The 13,817-nt window shown below is 41.7% G+C and carries 20 protein-coding genes, 1 tRNA gene and 1 pseudogene; 6 read left to right on the forward strand and 16 right to left on the reverse strand.

The features are described 5' to 3' along the window. The 16 genes and pseudogenes from CL667_17035 to CL667_17110 all read right to left on the reverse strand — a co-directional run bounded on the left by CL667_17035 (position 1) and on the right by CL667_17110 (position 9,401). On the reverse strand, positions 1-321 hold the full coding sequence (locus CL667_17035) for a hypothetical protein (protein ID MAL19405.1): 321 nt from the start codon (positions 319-321) through the stop codon (positions 1-3). Beyond that, the gene (locus CL667_17040) at positions 318-713 is read right to left on the reverse strand and encodes a hypothetical protein (GenBank protein ID MAL19406.1); all 396 of its coding nucleotides are present in this window, start codon (positions 711-713) and stop codon (positions 318-320) included. Before CL667_17040 ends, CL667_17035 begins: the two co-directional genes overlap by 4 nt. After that, positions 710-1,393 (reverse strand): hypothetical protein, encoded by a 684-nt coding sequence (locus CL667_17045; protein MAL19407.1) that lies wholly within the window; start codon positions 1,391-1,393, stop codon positions 710-712. Before CL667_17045 ends, CL667_17040 begins: the two co-directional genes overlap by 4 nt. A gap of 1 nt (position 1,394) precedes the next feature. Next, positions 1,395-1,664: a hypothetical protein gene (locus CL667_17050; GenBank protein ID MAL19408.1), complete on the reverse strand. Its 270-nt coding sequence runs from the start codon at positions 1,662-1,664 to the stop codon at positions 1,395-1,397. A gap of 2 nt (positions 1,665-1,666) precedes the next feature. Next, positions 1,667-1,990, reverse strand: coding sequence for a hypothetical protein (locus CL667_17055; GenBank protein ID MAL19409.1), 324 nt, complete (start codon positions 1,988-1,990; stop codon positions 1,667-1,669). A gap of 13 nt (positions 1,991-2,003) precedes the next feature. Continuing rightward, complete coding sequence (locus CL667_17060; GenBank protein MAL19410.1) at positions 2,004-2,426, reverse strand: hypothetical protein; 423 nt, start codon at positions 2,424-2,426, stop codon at positions 2,004-2,006. 3 nt (positions 2,427-2,429) lie between these two features. Further along, the gene (locus CL667_17065) at positions 2,430-3,443 is read right to left on the reverse strand and encodes a hypothetical protein (GenBank protein ID MAL19411.1); all 1,014 of its coding nucleotides are present in this window, start codon (positions 3,441-3,443) and stop codon (positions 2,430-2,432) included. Continuing rightward, positions 3,443-3,664, reverse strand: coding sequence for a hypothetical protein (locus CL667_17070; protein MAL19412.1), 222 nt, complete (start codon positions 3,662-3,664; stop codon positions 3,443-3,445). The genes CL667_17065 and CL667_17070 overlap by 1 nt, the downstream gene beginning before the upstream one ends. Next, positions 3,661-4,041: a hypothetical protein gene (locus CL667_17075; protein ID MAL19413.1), complete on the reverse strand. Its 381-nt coding sequence runs from the start codon at positions 4,039-4,041 to the stop codon at positions 3,661-3,663. Before CL667_17075 ends, CL667_17070 begins: the two co-directional genes overlap by 4 nt. Before the next feature lie 230 nt (positions 4,042-4,271). Further along, positions 4,272-4,817 (reverse strand): annotated as a pseudogene (locus CL667_17080) (hypothetical protein). A 153-nt stretch (positions 4,818-4,970) separates the two neighbouring features. Then, the gene (locus tag CL667_17085) at positions 4,971-5,225 is read right to left on the reverse strand and encodes a hypothetical protein (protein MAL19414.1); all 255 of its coding nucleotides are present in this window, start codon (positions 5,223-5,225) and stop codon (positions 4,971-4,973) included. Positions 5,226-5,302: 77 nt separating this feature from the next. Continuing rightward, entirely contained in the window at positions 5,303-5,554 is a 252-nt protein-coding gene (locus CL667_17090) for a hypothetical protein (GenBank protein MAL19415.1), read from the reverse strand. A gap of 57 nt (positions 5,555-5,611) precedes the next feature. Further along, entirely contained in the window at positions 5,612-7,927 is a 2,316-nt protein-coding gene (locus tag CL667_17095) for a hypothetical protein (GenBank protein ID MAL19416.1), read from the reverse strand. After that, a complete protein-coding gene (locus CL667_17100; protein ID MAL19417.1) occupies positions 7,924-8,691 on the reverse strand; it encodes a hypothetical protein in 768 nt (255 codons plus the stop codon). Before CL667_17100 ends, CL667_17095 begins: the two co-directional genes overlap by 4 nt. Positions 8,692-8,899: 208 nt before the next feature. After that, the gene (locus CL667_17105; GenBank protein MAL19418.1) at positions 8,900-9,154 is read right to left on the reverse strand and encodes a hypothetical protein; all 255 of its coding nucleotides are present in this window, start codon (positions 9,152-9,154) and stop codon (positions 8,900-8,902) included. Next, positions 9,141-9,401, reverse strand: a complete 261-nt coding sequence (locus tag CL667_17110) for a hypothetical protein (GenBank protein ID MAL19419.1) — start codon at positions 9,399-9,401, stop codon at positions 9,141-9,143. The genes CL667_17105 and CL667_17110 overlap by 14 nt, the downstream gene beginning before the upstream one ends. A gap of 95 nt (positions 9,402-9,496) precedes the next feature. On the opposite strand from CL667_17110, the gene CL667_17115 reads away from it, so the two are divergent. The 6 genes from CL667_17115 (at position 9,497) to CL667_17140 (ending at position 13,629) form a co-directional block, all read left to right on the forward strand. Next, the gene (locus CL667_17115) at positions 9,497-9,883 is read left to right on the forward strand and encodes a hypothetical protein (protein ID MAL19420.1); all 387 of its coding nucleotides are present in this window, start codon (positions 9,497-9,499) and stop codon (positions 9,881-9,883) included. 216 nt (positions 9,884-10,099) lie between these two features. Beyond that, positions 10,100-10,173: transfer RNA gene (locus CL667_17120), tRNA-Met, on the forward strand. A gap of 203 nt (positions 10,174-10,376) precedes the next feature. Next, on the forward strand, positions 10,377-11,552 hold the full coding sequence (locus CL667_17125) for a hypothetical protein (GenBank protein ID MAL19421.1): 1,176 nt from the start codon (positions 10,377-10,379) through the stop codon (positions 11,550-11,552). Next, the gene (locus tag CL667_17130) at positions 11,552-12,301 is read left to right on the forward strand and encodes a hypothetical protein (protein MAL19422.1); all 750 of its coding nucleotides are present in this window, start codon (positions 11,552-11,554) and stop codon (positions 12,299-12,301) included. Before CL667_17125 ends, CL667_17130 begins: the two co-directional genes overlap by 1 nt. Before the next feature lie 169 nt (positions 12,302-12,470). After that, entirely contained in the window at positions 12,471-12,740 is a 270-nt protein-coding gene (locus CL667_17135) for a hypothetical protein (protein MAL19423.1), read from the forward strand. A 4-nt stretch (positions 12,741-12,744) separates the two neighbouring features. Further along, positions 12,745-13,629: a hypothetical protein gene (locus CL667_17140; protein MAL19424.1), complete on the forward strand. Its 885-nt coding sequence runs from the start codon at positions 12,745-12,747 to the stop codon at positions 13,627-13,629. The last annotated feature ends 188 nt before the right edge of the window (positions 13,630-13,817 follow it).

The raw sequence follows: 13,817 nt of genomic DNA on the forward strand, positions 1-13,817 counted from the left end.
TCAACGGTGCCTCATTTTTTTAGCGATCACAATTAAAGCACCGATGGCAATGCCAGCCAGAACAGCTTTAGTCAGCATGGTTTTTTTATCTGTTTTCATGTTTAATGGAGCATTGGATACCCCCAGTTTTGAAAGTAGTGTTGGCCCGGCCTCTCCGGTTACCGGAAGAGAATACCTGCGTTGAGCTTTCATAACGGCAGATTGTGTTTCACTTCCAAATTTTCCGTCAATACCATATTGAGGTAGATCAAAGCCTGCTTTTTGCAATCCTGCTTGGAGCCTGATTACCTGTTGTCCTGAGGCGCCTTTACTGAGAGTCATTTCTTCGATGTTGAGTTATACGTTCGATGTGCCAGCATACCTATTGTGATACCGATCAGAAGTGTAGAGCTATACTTTATCAGTGGTGATTTAGCTGAGGATGATAAAGGATCATCGGTAGTTAATTTCTTTGACAGAGCCACCAGATCCACATACTCGAAGTAGGCGTCAATAACTCCGGCGTGCTGTTCATATACCCTGTTGATACCTGCTTTACTAGTGGTCAGGTTGGCCAGGTTGAGTCCCATCGTGGCAAGCTGGCCGCGACGACCGCTTGTGGCACTCTGAAGTTTCCCCGCAAACAGCTTGAAAGCATTCTGCGAGGTGCGCTGCAGGTAATCGTCCATGCCATGCAGGCCGGTGCCGGTATGTGGTACATACCCAGTTCTCATTCGGCACCTGCTTTTGGAGCTAAAGCTTTGATACCCGCTCGAAGTCCGGGGAGCATCGGGGCAAATAGATATAATCCTCCAAATATTCCGCCGATGACAATTGTTCGCTTGATTAACTTATTAACTTCGCTAAGAGTGTTACCTGGCCCAAGCTCGGGTATCTTGTACCACGACTCGGTGGGTGGAGAATACACCCCGGACTGCTCGCCGGTTTTCTGGTCAAGGTCGAGGGAAATGGGTGCGGACTTTGCAATGAGATCGGAAGCGGATAGCTTGCTCAAATCAACATCTTCGGGGTACACTTCAAAAACCACTTTATGGTCCGAGGTGGGAACAAACGAACGGTCAAAAACGAGTCGTCCCTGTGCGCGGCAACCGTCCATCATCGACGTTCCGAACCGCTGGAAGCCTAATACAGACGCAGTCTGCACCGAGCGAACCACCACAAGGGCGTCGGGGCATTGCCCCCAGCTGGCCATAAACGGCACAAAAAGCACTTTAGCCCAGTTGCGGAAGGTTTCAACCTCAAGATCGAGGGAAAACGGAACCCCGCTGGGCGGGTTCCCTGAGGCGGGGTTGCGTCCGATAATGCGAAGCTCTACCGCATCAGAGCTTATGATATTGCTGGACAGGTTGAGCTGCCCAATTCCGGTGTCGATATATCCTGATTGCGCGTTCATCTTAACTCCGTAGCAAGCGGTAGCCCATATAAAGGCCACCTGCGATTAGTAAGGTGTTCTGGTTATTCCGAATCCACTGCGAAAGTGAAATCGGCTGCTCCTGAAGTCGCTGGCATAGTTTTTTCGCTGTTGGCTGCTCGCCTTCGCCCACTTCAATGACCTGCATATCGGGCTGCTCGTAAGAAGTATCTTCTACCTCTGGCAATACCATAGGGGCATGTCCACCTGGAACACCACCATCTAAATACGTTGAAATTCGTCCTGCTTGCATACTTACTTCTTCAGCACTTTGAGTAGAATAATGCCACCGCCAATGGCGATGCCTGCTATGCCCGCATACTTGATCAACTCTCCCGAGCCGCTGGGAGCAGGTGCGCCTTGGCCGGGATATAGCACCGGCGGTTGTCCGCCTCCAGACTTGTTACCGCTCTTGTTGACGACCCCATCTATGGTCACCACGGTATCAGTCGCGGTCTTAAGTAAGTCGCTAATAGAGGTTAAAGCCGAGCCAAATTTGGTTTGGGTAGGCTGGGTAACGATAGCCGCTTTCTGGTTGAGAAGATCAAAACTGGTATAACCGCTGGGTTGTTTGGTCATGGGAAAAGCCTGCTTATTTAGAAGATTTCTTTTTTCGTTTCAGCATCAAAACCGCCAAGGCAATGGCTCCGGTAAGGGCGACTCCCCCCACAGCAATACCCGACTTCATGGTCGAGTTGGCTGTTTGCTGCTGGGAAGCGGTGGTGGTAAGATTGGTCTGGAGCGCCTGCATCATTTCCTCGCGCTGGCCTTCCCACTGAGCTTTCTTTTGTAGGGATGCTTCGTGCGCTTTGCATAGCGCCTGACTTTTCTCGCGTTGACGTCGGCAGCTTTTCAGCTTGCCAAACATTTTGCCTTTACAGCTTTGATTGGCGTATCGGCACGGGTCAGATTCTTCCCAGTTGCCGAGTCCCGGACTGATGGCTACGGCAATCACCGTGTCTTCCTCTCCAATGACAGTATCCTCTAAGGGAATGATAAATCCACTTTTACTCATGGTCTATTTATTTAGAAGCATATACCCGCCACCAATCAGAACCAGGGTTCCAATGGCAAGACCGGCATACAGCCCCATTTTTTTGGTTTTATTTGCTGCTTGTTGTTGAGTAACCCAAACCGGGGAAAGTTGCCCGTAGCGATTCAGTTGCTGAACCGCCGGGGCACCAAGTTCATCTATAATCTGTGCGTAGCGCTGAAGGGAGGCATTGTCTTTTTGGGAAAGACTGATCACCTCGGATTGCACGCCCCGCTGCATGAGGTAGTCTCGCAGGGCACCGCGCAATTGACGTTCATCTTTATCTTTGGCTCCAAATATGCTGGACAAGGTATTTTTAAGCGTCATCCCTGTACTGGCCATTGTGGTAGCCGTGGTGAGTAGCGTAATGGGATCAAGCCCCAATCCTTCCGGCATCTGGTTGGTGACGTGCCTGGATTTTTTAATGAGCCGCTCATCAAATACATAGCCGGGATATTTCAGTACGGTGGTATCGAATGATTTCCACCCCGCAGGTGATTGGTACACCGCGTAAATATGGTCAAAGTGGCGTCCGGTTCGTGAGACAATACGAAAACCCGTTTGAATACCTAAGCTTTGCAGTAAGGCGGCTCCTAAAATGGCATGATCGTCGCAGTCACCTGCCCGTTGGGTTATGGTGACAAAGGGCGACTGAATACGCTCGACATCCCACGGATCGCGCACATAATTCACGTTGCGCACCATCCATTTGTATATGGCGGAGGCAATGGCGTCAATGTTTCGCAGGTCGGGTTGTCCGGTAAGCCGGTGCCGTCGGATCGTACTTGTAATTTTGAGGGCGAGTGAACGAATACGCTCGTCGCCGGTATATTTGGTAACCAGCCTGCTGGCCGCCGATAGCACGCTTTCTACACCGGGGTACGCCTGGCGTCGAGTAGAAAGAGGTACTGTGGATGCTCCCAAAGAAGCATCCACAGCCCGTGCTCTGGTGTATTGCTGCTGGGTATCTGGTAATATCTGTACATAGCCACTTTGCATCAAGGCATCAACTCCTTAGTAAGCTGGGTAATCGAGTAGACGGGATTTTCCTTGATTCTTTTATGAGTTAAGGATGCCAACCCATCTGTGGGGAAATTTTCGGTAATTAGGACTCCAATAAATTGTCCATTTCGGGTCACGGTGGTAATCCTTGCTTCCTCGGCTATGGAGAACAGCTGATTTCGCAGTTGGGAGATCGTTTTCGTTTGTACTGTGCTCATGAGTGGGCAATTGGATTAGTTCGTGTTATGTATAGCTTCTGCAGTTCTGCAATTACATCAACCAATAGCGCTTTTTCTTCTGGTCGGAGTGAAAAAGTACCCGACCAAATGAGTAATAGGTTGGTGGCAGCACTGGCAGAGATACCGGCATAGGTCGAAAATTGCCCTGATCCATCCACTAAGGGATATATACTTTCTGCAATTCGTTTCGCGCCGATATCTCTTTCCAATGCCCTTCTGCCCAATTCAATAGCGATACTGATCCAGTCCTTGGCCGTCAAAGGTCTGTTTTCAATGCCCTGAATGATTCCAATTTGTGATTGTATGGCCCGTACATAGGTTATATAGCGAGCCGCAGAGGGGGAATCGATAGCCATAAAATCCAAGGCAGCCTGTATTAATTTTTGATAAGGGAAGTGCATGCTCATTGATTGGGGGTAGTTGGGTTATTTGCCTGAGTTTGCTCTTCCGGCTGAGCTTCCTCTTGAAGGGGCTCTGGTTGTGATGGCCTGGAAGTTTCAGGAAAATGCTCTATAGGTTCACCAGATGAGGGTGCTTCGTTTTCAGGTGCAGTGTTAATGGTCTCCGAAGGAGGTGTATAGGTTGCTATAGGACCTAATCCATGCCGCTGCCCAACGATGATGCTTATTAATCCGCCAAGGGTATCAATTACCTCCGGGGTTTTTTTGACGAACTGTTCTACAAATTGATTTCCTGGAGACTGCTGAGCATTTTGATATTCCAGGTCTTTTTTGAACTGTTCACGGTCCAGTTTTTCAATTTCTTTTTCCAATTCATGGACCTTTGACGTGTTAGCTTCTTTATGCCCATCGAGTTTATCTCTGAATTCCTCCTTCAGCCTGGCGATCTCATTCTGGTGGGCTAACAGTAATTCGGTTTTATCTTGGGAAAGGTCTTTTCTGGCTTGAAAAAGCTCGTCGGTAATCTGTTGGATTTTGCGATTCGCATCCGTTAGTTGTCCTTCGAGCTGGAGGCAGCGCTCGTGGTAATAATTTCCAGCCATAGAAAACTTAGCCGGAATATTCATACTCGAATAAAACTCAGCCGGCGGCCGGCCGGGAGAAGCTTTTATAGCTCCGCCTATTTTATCATCAGCAAGCGTGTCGTGTATATGTTCTGAATGATCTGCCATCTGTGTTCTGTTTGGTTCGAACACAGAATAGGCAGGATATAAATGGAGTTAAATGGCCCTTGGAGCAATAGCTGGGGATGTGAGCAAGTAAAAATTTTCTGTAAGCACAAAAAATTGGAAAAAATTTATTGAGTGAATTGGAATTATTCTTTTTTACTCAATTTGTTTTTTCATGCTGAAAATGACCTGCTCAACTTGTTCTTTAGCAACTACAAAATGAGCGGGTTTTCGGGTGCGTTGATTGATAGCCATGGGACGGGGAGAAAGAAGAGGACGCACGCAATCATAAAAAAGGCTGCTTTTCATCCCCGTTTTTTGCTCTACATATACCTGGGCTTCTTTGATGGTCATAACTTCGCGGTCAATTATTTCTTGCATGGATTTTTCAGTCTGCATGGAGTTTCTAATTAGTGATGGTTATGTATTGATTTTCCGGTAAAACTCATTTTATTCCAAAAAAATGTTTCAAATACCTAAAAATTACACTAAGGCATATTTAAAGGCTGATTTCTATGAAACATTTCCTGAAACATGCCTGTTTCACGATGGATTGCGTTTATTTTTGGAGTAAATAATTTCAATGATTTAGAAGAAATACCCGTGAAACACAGATGAAACATTCCTGTTTCAGTAAAAAGGGTGAATGTTTCATGGTGTTTCATAAATGTTTCAGCAAAAGTTTCATAAAAAAGTGTATTAAAAGTATCATAAAGTATGTTTTTAGTATTTTGAAACATTGAAACATAGATTTTCTTCTTTTTCGGTCTTTTCTATTCTATAGCTAAAAAAATAGCTCACGCCGAAGCTATTTCTTCTTTAAACAGTTCGGTGTTTTCCGTCCAGGGCTGGCTTCCAGCAGGCTTAAATTTGTCCCAGTTAAAGGCGTTGCGAAACAGCTCGTTTTCTACCGCATTCGGGAGGTAATAGCCCCGCTGACGAATGGTATCGGTCTTTAGGTTGCTGTAACTGTCAACAATGGTCCAGTTCACCACCTTAAGTTCGCCTTCCGGAGTCAAATCGCTTAAATCCCGAAGCTTCTCATCCACGATATCACGGCGAACCATGCCATCGGTGCCTCTTTTTTCGTATTCGTAGATGTCCCAGATCGCCTTGGCCCAAATTTTGAGCGTGCCGTCCTTGGTCCAATTGAAATGATGTACGGTAACCTTCAAAGATTGGATAAGTGTACCGATGGTTTCAATAAATTCGGTAAGTGGATCTTGGGAAGAGTACCGGATGGCTGTCTTAACCACTTCATCCCGAGCAAAAAGGAAAAGATCTTCCCCGGTAACCGAGAGAAGCCGTTCCTCATTACGTTCCTTGGTGAAATTGCGGTAATAATCATCGTACATGGCTTTGTCTTTGATCTCTTCCAGCTCGTCCAGCGAACCCGATATCAGGTTCCGGTAGTTAGGATTTAGCCAGTAGGAAACCGTAACCAACGAGGCAAACTGATTTATTTGCCGATCTTGGAGTACCACATCTTTCATTTTATCACCCAGCTCGGTTTTAACGGCATCTTTGAGCTTGAGCCGGATACGTTCCATATCCCGAATGAAGTCTTTTCGGTTGAGAAGATGGTAGTTTTTTAGAAAAGAAAGCATAAGACGCTGAAGGGTTACCCGATCATTGAGCAGCTCTTTTACATGATCTTCAGGCCCTCGCGTCTTTTTGCTGTAATGAATGATCAGCGATCGGCTAAGCAGGTGATCGGTGGCGGGCAAAAAGTTGCTGCAAAAAAGTGGCATGGTACGCACGACTTTATGTTCCTTTCCCCATTTGTTGCCCTTTTTGATGTTAGTAGGTCGTGGCTTGAGTTCAAACCAGGAGTTCCAGATTTGGTCTTCAATCTTGGCTTTTTTGCCAGGGACTTGGGGAACGTGCTCATCAATCCACTGGGGGATGTGGGATTTTTGCTCCAGCGCCTCATCCACCGACCGAGCCGGTGGTGTATTCAAACTATCGAGGTGATTTATTCCAAAAAAATCCTGAATAAGTTTGGCCATTTCTCCTTTACCCACGTTACCCTCCCCATAGAGGTAAAGGAAGATGACATGCTTATGAAGCGTATATATCTCGTCAAAAAACACAAACGCAAACACGTAAGCGATGATAAATTTCCCCCAAAGCCTAAATTCCGTAATGCCTCCAATCATGCCACAAAAGTGATGCTCGACTTCCACCAATTTTTTATAAAATTCCTGGTCATTGTACAGGCTTTCCTGAGCATTTTGGAAATAACCATCAGTATTGGCTATTCCTAAATCGTAATGCGGTAAGTGAATAGCATCTTCCGGGGGCTTTAAAAACTTGTTATCGCCAATAGGAAAAGCACCGTCACGTTGGGCAATGAGTTTAATGTGATCAGATGGTTTCTTTGGAAAGCTTACCAGCACATTACCGGCAAGTAAATACCGGGTTTTTTCAAAAGAAATGATCCCAAAGTGATCAAACTCACGGACTATGCGGGGTTTAAACTCGATGTTTACATGCAGCCAGAAGCTGCGCATGTCCTCGTTTTTCATGTTTTTTACCTGGAGCACGTCTTTATTCCATACGCTTTTGGAAAATTCCTCCACGCTGTGGGTTTGTCCAGGTTCAAAATTGAAGGGTTTGTACATCGGAATGCCTCCCCGAAGGTAGCGGAGCTGGCCAACATAGGTGCGTTCCCATTCTTTCTTTTCCGGATTCCATTTTTCGATTATGGACTCCAGAATAAGATCAAAATCGGTTACAGGCACCTTTTCGCCGCCCCGCTTGCGTACCCATTGGTAGTTATCGAAGTCACGTTCGTATTCTTTGGCCGCGTTTTCTTGAAATTTTTGGGCCAACCAGCGCTCATAGTCAACGGCCAGGTTCATTTCCGCATACTGCCGTTCGGAGTCCTCTTTTATGGCAATAAATTCAATCATATTGAATTCATTGCCCTCGGAATCAGTACAAATTTCCGTGTCGAGGTTTAAGGTGAGAAACGAATCGGGATTGTTTTCAGAAAATACATTCGGAATTCGTTCAATAAGGATGGTTGTATCTGCTAAATGGGTAAATTCTTTAAACTCTTTACGCAGATACCAACGCCAAAAATCGGCGTTAAACATTGGGTTTGTCATTGTGTAGTCAATTCTTTGAAATTATCTGTTGCATAAGTGATGTACACAGATCGGGTGATGTTGTCAGGTATTCCTGCAATAAGCTGTATCACATCTTTAGTTGTAATTTTTTGGGTAGTCTGAGCAGAGCAATAGTCCACCCAGTCCATTTCCTGGAATTCGTTGGAATAATCTGGAATAGCGAATACTTCCAGTTCTGCTTTTAAAGCCGCTTCAAAGGAGGGCTTAAGTATTTTCCACGTAGTATCCTGAGCAACGAATATGATTTTCTGAGCTCGTTTTTTTAAAAGTTTAGCAGCATCAAGGCTTAGCTGGCCATCTATGAAAAGAATAGGCGTGAATGGCGCGTCGCCTTGTTTAAATGCTACGTAAACTATCTTCGTCTTCAGGATTTCAGACTTTACCGAGGAGTAACCCGGAAGTATATCATCTTCTTTTTTTATTGCCTGCTGGGATTTCTTCCTACTTTTATTTGAAATGGTTAGGTGATACCGGTCGGCTAATAAATAAATGACTTCATTAAAGGTCAGTCCATCATAAAACTCAACAAAACTAATCGCATCACCCCATGCCTGACAGCCATAGCATTTATAGGTTCCTTTTATTTCATGAACATAAAAAGAGGCTGTCTTTTCTGTGTGAAATGGACAACATGCTTTATAGTAACTGCCAGATTTTTTTAAAGGAATGCGTTCAGAAATGATTTCGATAATATCATTTCTGGATGCTTCTCTCACATGAGGTATCGCTTCGTAGAATGTCAATCAGGTTTGACCTATTGCAAGATCACTCGGTTAAGTTTTTGTTGAGCATCCGAAAGTATTTTTATGACCTGTCTTAGGTCGCTATTTTCTTCCCGTAGGTAGATTTCCGAAAAACTTTTTAATTCTTGACTGGAAACAATCAAAGCAGCAAGGCCTAAGATGTTCAGTCTATTAATGGAATTTGAATTTGTGGGTACTAACAGTCGTTTTACTTGCTCCAATTTTCCAACTCCGAAATATGAATAAGATGTCTTCCCCTAATTTTTTTAGTCATTTTGATTGTACCCTTACCCACATAATTGCATACTGTTTTATGATTTAGAGTTGATCTATTTGAAAACTCTTTGGTGTCAATCCAATCACCAGACGGGACTGATTCATTTATTAAAAATCTTACATGTTCGAGTTGGCTTTCAATGCCACTTAATACTTTAAATAATTGCTGTTGTTTAGTTTGCGTCATTCCTTTTGAATAATTCCTCCCAAATGTTTGGGTAATCTTTACTGGTTTCTTTGATTGTTTTATGGATCACATTTTTGATCCAGGGAGTTTTTTCTTTGTCTTGTGCTACTCTTATAAGTGCTTGGTGTGAGATCCCGATCGTACCATCCGGTTTCCTTAAATTATTGGCGAATTCTTTGATGCCAATTCTTCTAACCAACAGCGCTATCTTCAATTTATAATGAGTTTCTGTTATTTGATTAGACATGGGGTATATTATTTTATCTACTTACTTTTGTAAGTAAATGAATTTTAGTTAATTAACGATAAGTTACGCCCCGATATTAATACAAGTCAAGCAAAATGAGTAAAAACCCGATCGCTGAAAGAATTATTTTAATTAGCAATAGATATAATTCTGCAAAAGAATTTTTAGACAAATGTGGTATTTCCAACTATTCGTTAATTACTGATTTGAAGAGTGGGAGGATAAAAAAACCTGGTTCCGAAGTGCTTGCCCGAATCGTTATTGGTTCCGGTTGTAATGGAACTTGGCTGCTTACAGGTGAGGGGAAACCTTTTGAAGAGGGTGTCAAGAATTTGTCGAAAAAAGAACGAGCTGAATTAGCACTTAAAGAAATTTTAGAATATCAATTCGATGAATCTGAAGAAGGCAAAAAGGAAGCTTCTGATATTCAAATAAAGTTAGCTGAGACGCTTACTGATTTTCTTAAAAATAGAGGGAATTAATTTTGAATTGAGCTGAGAATAATCCCTATATTTACTTCCCTAAGTAAGCGACTTTCGAGGAATGCCTAACATCATCTACACATTTGAAAATAATAACGCCAGCCGCCAAAAACTGGGTAGCAATGGTGTACAAAATTTCTTTGGTGTACGTATTGGTGTACATGAGCTTTCAAGTTCAAGGTATTTTTTGGGTAAATCGTCGTTTAATTAACAAAAGGGCCCGTAGCTCAGTTGGTTAGAGCAGTCGACTCATAATCGATTGGTCGCAGGTTCAAGTCCTGCCGGGCCCACTTTTATTTTTACTACACATATTAGCCAAAAAAGCCCCTTAAATAACGTTTAAGGGGCTTTTTTTATGTCTTAACATGATCTAGTTGCTGGTTTTGAAAATGAAGGGTTTTCATTTTTCCACACTATTTACGTAATTAGTGGGTACAAAAATGGGTACAAAATTTCACTAAAGCCCACAATCAAAAGTAAAAATGGAACAGAGATGGCTAGTTTAAAAAAACGAGGAAGTGTCTATTATATCAGATTTGCCCGAACAGAAAACGGAAAAACTAAAAGAAAGACATTTAGCTTGGGAACAACGATTAAGAGAGAAGCAGAAAAACTACGTTTAGATTTTGAGGATAAATTCGAGCGCGGAGAAATAGATCCATTTAATGGTTGGACTCCAAAGATGGCAGCAGAAAAGAAAAGGAAAAGCCTCAAAGGAAAGCATATGTCATTGGAAGATGCTTCCGAACAATTTGTTAAACAAAGGAGTCAGGCCAATCAGCAGACCAAAGATAACTATGCAAAACACCTGAGTATGTTAATGGAGCAGGTTGGAAGAACCATGCCGGTAACCCAGATTATAGAAAGTGATATCAGAGAGTTTTGCTTCAAAGACGATTTGGCTGCTGCTACCCAGAAAAGCTACCTCACACACCTGTCTGTGTTTTTCAGATGGCTGCACGAAAAGAAAATCCTCAAAAAAGATCTTACTAAGAATATCAAGGCTCCAAAGGTGCCACAAAAAATTACACAGAAGACGGTATCAAGGAAAGAGTTGGATCAAATTTTTGAAGCTTTTGATGCATTCTATAAAAAACAAGAGAAGGTAGGAGCAGTGACGAAGCCGCATCAGAAGAGACTATGGTTTAAGCCCATGATCGAAACTATTTACTACTGTGGCTTGAGGGCTAAAGAAGCTGTTAATCTAACTTGGAAGGATGTAGTGTTTAAAAACCCTAAGAAAGAAGATGATGAATACGGGGTTATCATCATCACTAATACAGAAAAGAATACAACAAAGTCGGGCATGGAAAGAATGATTCCCATTCGAAAACCTCTATACAAACGGTTAAAGAAGTGGCACAAGGACCAGGGTAGCCCAAATGACGGATATGTCTTTCCCAGTGCTTCAGGATTAGACGAATGGTCCAAAATGGATACAGGTGCTCTATCAAAGTCATACAAAAAGTTTGTTAAGATGGCTGAAAAGGTTCCAAACTCACCAACGCTTCATGGGCTCCGGCATTCCTGCGCCACCGATTTATTAGCAAAAGGTGTGTCTCCCGTAATAGTTCAAAAGATTATGGGACATGCTTCTATTAACACGACGATGATATACGAACACCTGGATGCTAGTAATATTAATGATGCTTTAAAGGGGATAGATTAATGGGATTTTTAGAAACACGGCAAGAAATACTAGATATCATTTACACTTGCAAAGGTATGAGTAGTTTTCCTAGACATGATATTCCATATGATGATTTAGCTGTCCATTACTCGAAAATGGAGGGATGGAATTTTGAATATGTGCAGAAAACAAGGAAACTATATGAAGGCTTCACAGATAATTCACTTGAAAAATTAGATGGCAAAAGAAATGTTCTTTTAGAACGGATTTCTAGTTTGGGAGTTGAAATTCCAGAGTTAATACCATTTCCTACTGGGAATGAAAAAGAATATGAAAAGGCATTTGATAAAGGAGAAAGTAAAGAGTTAGATAATGTGTTTATCAATCTTTATAAACAGTATAGGAAGGATGTTGGGGATATAATTACAGTAAAATCCCTTGAAGAGGATGTTCCGGAGCTTTGGGAACTTCTCGAGAAGCTAGCGAAATCAGTAATAAGCTTACGTATAATTCGAGAGGTTGAAGGTGAGATTCTTGATGAAGGGAAGTATGAATATAGAATTGAGTTTTCATCCGCTGCTGCTGCATGTAATTATTATCGGGATAAAGTTGTAGATGATTTTAATGCTTTTTCAGATGCCGATGTAGAAAAGCTGAAAATTTGGTTTGAAAAAGGTGTCAAAATTAAAAGGAAAAATGAAAAGTCGAGTATCAATAAACTACTATCGACTTGGATTGGGGATGAAAGAAAAAGGCAAAATTTAACAAGAGGACGCGCAGACGAGTAAATTTCATTTTTTGAGTTCTGAAAAGAAATCCATTTTTCTGAAAATCAGCTAAAATTTCTGAATCATTGGTAGAAATTTCTGAATTCTGATTCAGAAATACTTTTTTGGCATGCTGGCTTCCGGCGTGGACCGTTTCGAATTTGTGTGAAATTAAATCACTAAGTAAGAAATGGTTAAAAAAATGAAAACAGATACACTTCAAAGAATTGAGAAGAAGCTTGATCTTCTGCTTAATTCCAAAAAACACAAAATCAACGAAAAACGGTATATCACAGCCAGGGAGGTTGAAGATCTAACCGGATTAAATCATCGAACGATACTAAATCGATCTAATCTCGATGAGAGTCACCCACGATATATACCATCCATACAGTTTGGTGGGAGTCGAAGGAAATACTTCGAAAGAGTTGTAATTGAAAGAATATTCAGGTTGAGGTAGAACGATGAAAAAATCAGAATTTTACTTCACAAAATTTCCGAATGTTTTATTAGACGACGTGATGCCAATGGTTGGACCGAGTGCCTTTAAGATTTTATCGGTAATAATCAGAAAATCGAAAGGATATCAGAAAAAAGGGGATATGATTTCTATCACTCAGTTTGAAGATAATTCGGGATTATCAAGAAACACGGTGCTTGATGCAATTAATGAGTTAGTCGATAAAAGAATCATCAAAAAACAGAAAAAGAAGAATTCATTTTGGTACAGTATCAACGAAGATTACTTAGATATTTTGTCAAAAAATGGTAGTTCAAATTCTGAAAGGAAGGGTTCAGATTCTGAATTGCTAAAGGTTTACATTCCGAACTTAAAACCGGTTCAGAATTCGAACACACTAAAGAAAGACTTAAATAAAAACAAAATAAATACTACTAGTAATTCTATTTCTGATGAAGATTATCAGAAAGTCTGCAGTTATTGGAATCTATTATTTGATAATACCTTAGATCCGGATAATCAGAATATTAAAAAACAGATTTTTCAGGTAATTGCTCAATTTTCTGTAAATCAGCTTAAAAAAGCCATGTTTAATCGCTCTAAATCTGATTATTACAAAGAAAGAGTACCTCATCTGAGAAGTAAACCAGGATCATTTTTTGGGTATCCTGAAACTATTACGAATGATTTAAAGAGAAAATCTAAAAATATGTTTACTTATGACGAAATGATTAGAAAAGTAGCTAATCAAGCAGGATTAACCACCGACGATTTTCAGATTATAGAAGATTTACAGGAAAATGGTGAGAAGCTATGGGAGCAAAAAAAGCAGAAAAATAGCTTTTCTGTTCAAGAATCATCTTTGAGAAACACACAGAATTACAGATAATTAAGAAAAAGCTTCTTTTAAAGGATCAAAAGTATGTCTATTGACGAAAATCTGAAAATTCATCTGTTTTATATACTTGATAACCTAGAAAGCAGAGGAAGAACGATTTACAGTTTTTCTAGTGTGCGGTGTCAGGTATATGTAATCAGGTATATAATTGGAAGGAATTGGACGTTTTTGGAAGTAAA

Origin of the sequence: Balneola sp., from assembly GCA_002694685.1 — a bacterium.
Taxonomy (GTDB): Bacteria; Bacteroidota; Rhodothermia; order Balneolales; family Balneolaceae; genus Gracilimonas.

What these genes read in the sequence shown, in the direction of transcription:
- CL667_17140 (MAL19424.1), top strand. Translation starts at nt 12,745, where the DNA reads ATGAAAAAATCAGAATTTTACTTCACAAAATTTCCGAATGTTTTATTA.
- CL667_17045 (MAL19407.1), bottom strand. Translation starts at nt 1,393, where the DNA reads ATGAACGCGCAATCAGGATATATCGACACCGGAATTGGGCAGCTCAAC.
- CL667_17055 (MAL19409.1), bottom strand. Translation starts at nt 1,990, where the DNA reads ATGACCAAACAACCCAGCGGTTATACCAGTTTTGATCTTCTCAACCAG.
- CL667_17075 (MAL19413.1), bottom strand. Translation starts at nt 4,041, where the DNA reads ATGGCTATCGATTCCCCCTCTGCGGCTCGCTATATAACCTATGTACGG.
- CL667_17070 (MAL19412.1), bottom strand. Translation starts at nt 3,664, where the DNA reads ATGAGCACAGTACAAACGAAAACGATCTCCCAACTGCGAAATCAGCTG.
- CL667_17130 (MAL19422.1), top strand. Translation starts at nt 11,552, where the DNA reads ATGGGATTTTTAGAAACACGGCAAGAAATACTAGATATCATTTACACT.
- CL667_17135 (MAL19423.1), top strand. Translation starts at nt 12,471, where the DNA reads ATGGTTAAAAAAATGAAAACAGATACACTTCAAAGAATTGAGAAGAAG.
- CL667_17090 (MAL19415.1), bottom strand. Translation starts at nt 5,554, where the DNA reads ATGTTTCAAAATACTAAAAACATACTTTATGATACTTTTAATACACTT.
- CL667_17060 (MAL19410.1), bottom strand. Translation starts at nt 2,426, where the DNA reads ATGAGTAAAAGTGGATTTATCATTCCCTTAGAGGATACTGTCATTGGA.
- CL667_17110 (MAL19419.1), bottom strand. Translation starts at nt 9,401, where the DNA reads ATGTCTAATCAAATAACAGAAACTCATTATAAATTGAAGATAGCGCTG.
- CL667_17065 (MAL19411.1), bottom strand. Translation starts at nt 3,443, where the DNA reads ATGCAAAGTGGCTATGTACAGATATTACCAGATACCCAGCAGCAATAC.
- CL667_17125 (MAL19421.1), top strand. Translation starts at nt 10,377, where the DNA reads ATGGCTAGTTTAAAAAAACGAGGAAGTGTCTATTATATCAGATTTGCC.
- CL667_17035 (MAL19405.1), bottom strand. Translation starts at nt 321, where the DNA reads ATGACTCTCAGTAAAGGCGCCTCAGGACAACAGGTAATCAGGCTCCAA.
- CL667_17050 (MAL19408.1), bottom strand. Translation starts at nt 1,664, where the DNA reads ATGCAAGCAGGACGAATTTCAACGTATTTAGATGGTGGTGTTCCAGGT.
- CL667_17095 (MAL19416.1), bottom strand. Translation starts at nt 7,927, where the DNA reads ATGACAAACCCAATGTTTAACGCCGATTTTTGGCGTTGGTATCTGCGT.
- CL667_17040 (MAL19406.1), bottom strand. Translation starts at nt 713, where the DNA reads ATGAGAACTGGGTATGTACCACATACCGGCACCGGCCTGCATGGCATG.
- CL667_17105 (MAL19418.1), bottom strand. Translation starts at nt 9,154, where the DNA reads ATGACGCAAACTAAACAACAGCAATTATTTAAAGTATTAAGTGGCATT.
- CL667_17115 (MAL19420.1), top strand. Translation starts at nt 9,497, where the DNA reads ATGAGTAAAAACCCGATCGCTGAAAGAATTATTTTAATTAGCAATAGA.